Source organism: Oerskovia sp. NPDC060287, from assembly GCF_042726775.1.
GTDB classification, from domain to species: Bacteria; Actinomycetota; Actinomycetes; order Actinomycetales; family Cellulomonadaceae; genus Oerskovia; species Oerskovia merdavium.
Genome location: NZ_JBHXBO010000234.1, coordinates 1 through 6391 on the forward strand (window position 1 = coordinate 1; position 6391 = coordinate 6391).

3 protein-coding genes are annotated in these 6391 nt (G+C 73.7%); 1 reads left to right on the forward strand and 2 read right to left on the reverse strand.

Annotated elements, in window-relative coordinates:
- Positions 1–40: 40 nt before the first annotated feature.
- Positions 41–2101, reverse strand: coding sequence for a glycosyl hydrolase family 28-related protein (locus ACFWFR_RS16355; protein ID WP_377623653.1), 2061 nt, complete (start codon positions 2099–2101; stop codon positions 41–43).
- Between the two features lie 237 nt (positions 2102–2338).
- On the opposite strand from ACFWFR_RS16355, the gene ACFWFR_RS16360 reads away from it, so the two are divergent.
- Positions 2339–3184, forward strand: a complete 846-nt coding sequence (locus tag ACFWFR_RS16360; protein WP_377615208.1) for an alpha/beta hydrolase — start codon at positions 2339–2341, stop codon at positions 3182–3184.
- A 43-nt stretch (positions 3185–3227) separates the two neighbouring features.
- Here ACFWFR_RS16360 and ACFWFR_RS16365 read toward each other — a convergent pair whose 3' ends face one another.
- A complete protein-coding gene (locus ACFWFR_RS16365) occupies positions 3228–6035 on the reverse strand; it encodes an AAA family ATPase (protein ID WP_377623655.1) in 2808 nt (935 codons plus the stop codon).
- Between the last annotated feature and the right edge of the window lie 356 nt (positions 6036–6391).

Consider the following 6391-nt stretch of genomic DNA (forward strand, 5'->3'; position numbering starts at 1 on the left):
GGGTGCGCCTCGCCCCGTGGCTCGGCGCACCCCGCGAGCGTCACCAGGTCGAGGGTGCCGGGGGAGCGATGACCTGAGGCCGGTCGTCGCACGTGATGGTGTTCGGCAGCTCCCACGGTGCGAGCCAAGGGCCGGTGGTCCCGCCCCCGTCGTTCCCGCCGAGGTCGGTCACCGTGAACTCGGAGCCCGTCGCGGGGAAGTTGAACGAGCCGCAGTTGTTGATGCCGACGGCCCCGACGTTGCGGGCGTCGACGTTCTCGAACGTCGCCGAGCCCGCGACGCGTGCGCTCAGGACCGAGGTGCCGGTCCCGTCGATCCGCGTGTCCTTGAAGTGGACGCCTCGGATCGCGACCTGGTCCTTCACGGGCCAGTCGGACACCAGCATGATCGCGTTGTAGGTGCTGTCGAGGAAGTGGTTGCCGACGACCTGGACGTCGGCGTCGATGTCGCGGTCGAGCGCGTAGAACCAGATCGCACCGAGCCCGATGTTCCAGTTGAGCTCGTACGTCCCGGACCGCACGGTCGTGTTGTCCGTGATCCGGAGGCTGCCCGTGAAGGGCTCGGCGCCGAACCGTGACCCGACGTGGAGCGCGCTGCCCTCGCGGACGGGGTCGGCGACCAGGTTCCTCGACACGGTGTTGTCGGTGCCGCCGTAGACCGCGATCCCGTTCGCGAGCGTCGGGGACTGGATCGTGTTCCGGTCGAACGTGTTGTTCGCGTTGGCGACCTTCTCCGACCACATGGCCAGGCCGTCGTCGCCCGTGTTGCGGACCAGGTTGTTCGAGACGAGCGAGCCGGTCACGCCGCCGTGGAAGTTGAGGCCGTCGGCGATCTGGTCGGTGATGACGTTGTTCGTGACGCGCAGGTTGTCCATGGGGCCGTCGAACCACAGCCCCACCTTGGTCCGGTGGATGTAGAGCCCGTCGATCGTCGAGTCGCTCAGGGCCCCTCCCACGCCGTTCACCTGGTCGGTGTCGATGCGCTCGCGGACGTCGCCCTCGATCGTGAACCCGGACAGGTGGACGTCGCGGCTCCCGCCGTCGGCCGCGTCCTTGCCGTAGAACCCCACGCCCGTGTGCACCGAGCCGTCGGGAGCGGGGGTGCTCAGGGCCGTCTCGCGACCCTTGACGATCGTGTACCAGCTGCCTGCCCCCTGGATCGTCACGTCGTCGACCATGATGTGGCGGTTGACCTGGAACGTGCCCGGCGGGACGTAGACGGGGACTCCGGCCTTCTTCGCGAACGCGATGGCCTTGTCGAACGCGGGGGCCGAGTCGCGGCGACCGAACGGGTCGGCGCCGAACGCGAGCACGTTCGCGGCGCGCAGCGTGACCTTCGGAGGTGCCACGACCTGCGAGTCGAGCAGGTCGATCACGGTCCAGGCGGCCTGGCTCCCGGCAGGGACGGTGAGGCGGACGGTCGATCCGGCCGGGTAGGTCCTCGTCAGGAGCAGGCGCTGCTCGTCGTAGAAGTGCGTGGGGCGGAACGGCTTGGCGATCTCGGGGGCTGGTGTGGTGGCGGCCGGCACGCACGCGCACTCGGTGATCCACCAGTCGGGGTGCAGCAGGTCGGCGTCCGGGTCGTTCGTGAACGGGTACTGGTTGTAGAGCCACGAGTACTGCGAGGTGAGCGTCAGTGTCCGGCTCGGACCCCGGTCGACCGACACCGCGAGCGGGGCGGTGATCCCACCGCCGCCCGGCGCGTCCGGGATCGAGTAGCGCACGGTCAGCGCGTTGGCGGCCTTCGGCAGCGTGAACTCGACGTACTGGCCCGGTACGAGCCGGACGCCCGAGCGCCCCGAGGCCTCGGACGCGAGCGTGTAGGCGGTCCGGTCGGGGGCGAGGACGGTGCCGTTCGTGACGGCCGACTCCGCCTCCTGCTCGACGATGCCGAGGTCCGCGCCGCGACCCGCGACGAGGTCCGGGGCCAGCGCTGCGCGGGTCGCGGCGGGGCTCGGCGGTCGGGGGTCGCGACCGTGGGCCGATGCGCCGGCCGCGGCGCCGACGACCAGGCCGAGCGCGACCGCGAGCGCGGTGAGCGAGGTCAGGGCCCGCCCTCGTGCGCCGTGGGGAGGGGTGGGCCGGAGGTGTGTTCGTGTCATCGTCGACTCGGCTTCTCTCGGGAAGGCGGTGCCTTCGCGGTGCAGGGCGTCATCGCCCTGACGGTGAGCCGAATCTATGGCCGGGCGTTCACCCGCGCAAGAGTTCTGTGAGAACTTTTCGCAGTTCTGTCAATTTCTTGCGTCCGCCGAGTGGTGACTACCCGTGACGGGTGATGCCACGACCACCCGACGCCCCAGAAGGTGGGGAGGACGATCCCTCGGCCACAGGAGACCACCATGAGCGACACCGCCCCTCCGACCGCCCCCGACACCGTGGTCCTCGTCCACGGTCTGTGGATGACGCCGCGCAGCTGGGAGCACTGGATCCCGTACTACGAGGCCAAGGGGTTCCGCGTGCTCGCGCCCGGCTACCCCGGCTTCGAGATCGAGGTCGAGGCGCTGCGCGAGGACCCCGACGTCATCGCGAGGCTCACGGTCCCCGAGACCGTCGACCACCTCGCGGGCATCATCGAGGGCCTCGACCGGCCGCCCATCATCATGGGCCACTCGTTCGGCGGCACGCTGACCCAGCTCCTGCTGGCCCGCGGCCTGGGGGCGTCCGCCGTCGTGATCGACGCGGCCCCGACCGAGGGCGTGCGCCTCAACCCGCCCTCGCAGTTCAAGTCGCTCTTCCCCATCCTCAAGAACCCGGCGACGGCGCACCGTGCGGCGGGGTTCACGCCCGAGCAGTTCCACTACGCGTTCACCAACACGCTCACTGCCGAGGAGTCCCGCGAGGTCTACGACCGGTACCACATCCCTGCCCCCGGGAGCTGGGTGTGGGCCTACGGGCTCATCGCCAACTACAAGCCGGGCAAGCAGGAGACGTGGGTCGACTACGACGCGGACCGCGCGCCGCTCCTGTTCATCACGGGCAGCGAGGACCACATCATGCCGGCGTCGGTGAACCGGTCGAACGCCCACAAGTACCACCGTTCGCCCGCCGTGACCGAGGTGCTGGACCTCGAGGGCCGGTCGCACTGGACGTGCGCCGAGCCCGGCTGGGAGGCCGTCGCGGACGCCGCCATCGAGTGGGCCGTCGCGCACGCGCGCGCACCCCAGGAGGCAGGGGAGCCCGCCTGAGCCCTGGGCTCCGCGTAAGGCGCCCGTCCGCACGGGGCGACGTCTACCGCCCGACGGCGGCCCCGCCGTCGGGCGGGCGCAGCGCGTGCGCGAGCTGCCGGCGGGACGAGACCCCGAGCTTCCGGAACGCCTTGCGCAGGTGGTAGTGCACGGTGTGCGGGCTGATGAACAGGTGCGCCGCGATCTCGGCGTTGGTCGCGCCCGAGGCCGCGAGGTCGACCACACACTGCTCCTGCGCGGTCAGTCCCGTCGTGGGCCGGTCGAGTGGTGCCTGGGCACGCCCCGTGACCGCCGCGAGCTCACGGCGGGCGCGCGCCGCGAACGGCTCGGCCCCCATGCGCTCGAACAGGTCGAGCGCGGTGCCCAGGGCGTCGGCGGCCTCGCGCCGGCGACGCCGTCGCCGCAGCCACTCGCCGTGCAGGAGGTGGGCCCGCGCCAGGTCGGCGACCGCCCGCGTCCGGGACAGGTGCCCGACGGCGTCGCGGAAGTGGGCGTCCGCCTCGCCGTCCTGCGCGAGGAGGGCTCGCGAGCGGGCGAGCACGCCCAGGCCCCACGGCGCCCCGCTGGCCGAGGTCACGTCGGCGAGACGGGCGAGCGCCGCGTGGGCCGCGTCGTCGTGACCGCTGCGTCGTGCGGACTCCACGAGGTCCGGCAGGACCCGGAGCCCGACCTGCAGGAACCCCTCGCGGGCGATCGTCGACGCGGCGTCGAACGCGGCGGCGTGGTCGCCCGCAGCGAGGTCGAGCAGCATGCGGGCGGTCCGCGCCAGGCTCACGGCCCCGCCCAGACCCAGGCGGTCCGCGGCCCCCTGCGCCTGGTCGATCCGGTCGCGCAGCGCGGGCGAGTCGGGGCCCTGCCACGCGAGCAGCTCGACGTTGACGAAGATCCGGGCCTGCTCGGGGCTGAGCCCCACGGCCTCACGGAGCTCGTGGACCTCGGCGAGGAGATGGTCCGCGGCGTCGAGCCGTCCCATGACGGTCTCGCACAGCGCGAGCACCCACAGCGCCGAGTCGAGGGCCGGTATCGCCCCGGCGGCCCGGGTCTGGGCGCCGGCCTGGCGCACGAGCTCGTCGCGGGCGGCGTCGTCCCACAGCGCCGTGGTCACGGCGACGGCCAGGAGGCCGTGCCGCGCGAACGTCTCGGACGATGCCGCGCCGGGCGCTCGCATCGCCTCGACGGCCGTCCGCAGCGCCGGGACGCACCGCGCGTCGGGGGTCGTCGCGAGGGCTGCGAGCGCGTCCAGCAGGGTCGAGGCCACGCCGGCCGGGCGGCCGAGACCGGTGACCTGCTGGGCGCGGACCTCCCGCGCGAGGTCCGCGAGGGTGTCGTCGCCCGCTGCCCGCTCGGCGCCGAGGATCTCGCCGAACGCGGTGAGCAGCGCGTCCTGGGCGGCGGCCGGGTCCGCGGTGCGCAGCGTGCGTGCGGCGCGCAGGAAGAGGCCCGGGCTCTCGGCCGCGGCGTACGGCGCGCCGGAGTACTTGCGGGCGACGGCCCGAGCGGTGAGGCATCGCGCGAGGACCGCCGGGGCGAGCGAGCGCTCGTCCACCCCGTCCAGGAGAGCCAGCGCACGGACGGGCGACCCCGCGTGCGACGCGGCCTCTGCGGCGGACACCGAGCGTTCGTCCCGCCCAGGACCGGGTGGGGTGAGCTCGACCGCGCGTGCGAGGAAGGCGGCCCGGGCCGCGTAACCACCACGGGCGTGGGCGCGCTCGGCGCCCTGCACCAGTGCTGCCGCGACGCGCTCGTCCGGGCCGAGGGCGGCCGCCGAGAGGTGCCAGGCTCGCTGGTCGACGTCGGCGGGCCTGTTCGTCACGGCCGCGAGCGCGGCATGGGCGGCGCGGCGCTCGCTGCCGGTCGCGCCGCGGTAGACGGCCGACCGCACGAGCGGGTGACGGAAGGCGACGTGGTCCTCGACCGTCACGAGCCGGTCGTGCTCGGGCGGGTCGGAGGCGTCGGCGGGTAGTCCGAGGGCCTCGGCGGCTGCCCGGACGTACGCTGCGTCGCCTCCGGGTTCGGCCGCTGCGAGGAGGAGCCAGCGCTGGGTCGCGGGGGCGTACGAGCGCGTCTGGCGCTGGTAGTGCTCCTCGAGGTGGCTGCCGACCGGGAGCGGGGCGGAGAGCACCGCGCCTCCGGCGAGCTGCGACGCGCTCAGCTCGCCGCTCAGGTCGAGCAGCGCGAGCGGGTTGCCACCGGTCGCGGCGACGATCGAGTCGGCGACCTGGGGGTCGAGGGCCGTGCCCACCTGGGAGCGCAGGAGCGAGAGCGCCGCGTCCCGCGGGAGCCCGGCGAGGTCGACGGTGGGCAGGTCCGACACGGCTGCGGCCCCCGGGGTGCCGGTCCGGACCGAGAGGACCAGGGCCACCCGCTCGGCGCGCAGCCTGCGGCCCACGAACGCGAGGAGGTCGAGCGACTCGCGGTCGAGCCACTGCGCGTCGTCGGCGAGGACGAGGACGGGGGCGTCGTCGGACAGCGCGGCGAGGAGCGACAGCACGGCGAGGCTCACGAGGAACCGGTCGGGTGCGGGGCCCGACGACGTCCCGAGAGCTGTGCGGAGCGCGTCCGCCTGAGGAGCGGGGAGATCCGCGATGCGCGGGGCCAGGGGGAGGAGCGCGCGCTGGACCGCGGCGAAGGGCAGGTCCGTCTCGGTCTCGGTCCCCGTGAGGCGCAGGACGTCGAGGCCGTGCGCGCCGGCGCCCAGATGGTCGAGCAGGGCGGTGCGACCAGAGCCGGGCTCTCCGCGCAGGACCAGCACCCGGCTCGATCCTTGACGCACCGCGGCCAGCAGGTCGTCGAGGACCTGCTTCTCACGCTCGCGGCCCAGCAGGGTCACGTCGTCCGGTACGGCGGCCACGCACCACTTCCCTCGAGCCCCGCCGGAGGGCTCTGTCCACGGCACGGCGGGGGTCGGGGTGCCCCTCAGCGGGACACTAGCGGGTGATGCGGGCTACGTCACCGGGAAGGGGGCGACGGGCTCTGCGCGAGTCGGCGGCCGGGCGCCGAGAAGGTGACGATGATTGCGACGGCGAGAGTGACGGCGACGGTGATACGGCGACGTTCCGCCCGTGCGCCTCGCGAGCGACCACGGGCGTCCGGCTCCCTGCCCCTGCCCCTGCCTCGTGGGGCCTGGGGGACAGTTGTTTTTCTGCGTAGCCACCACAATTGTGGTGGCTACGCAGAAACACACCCGCCTCCGGGAGGGGTGCGGAC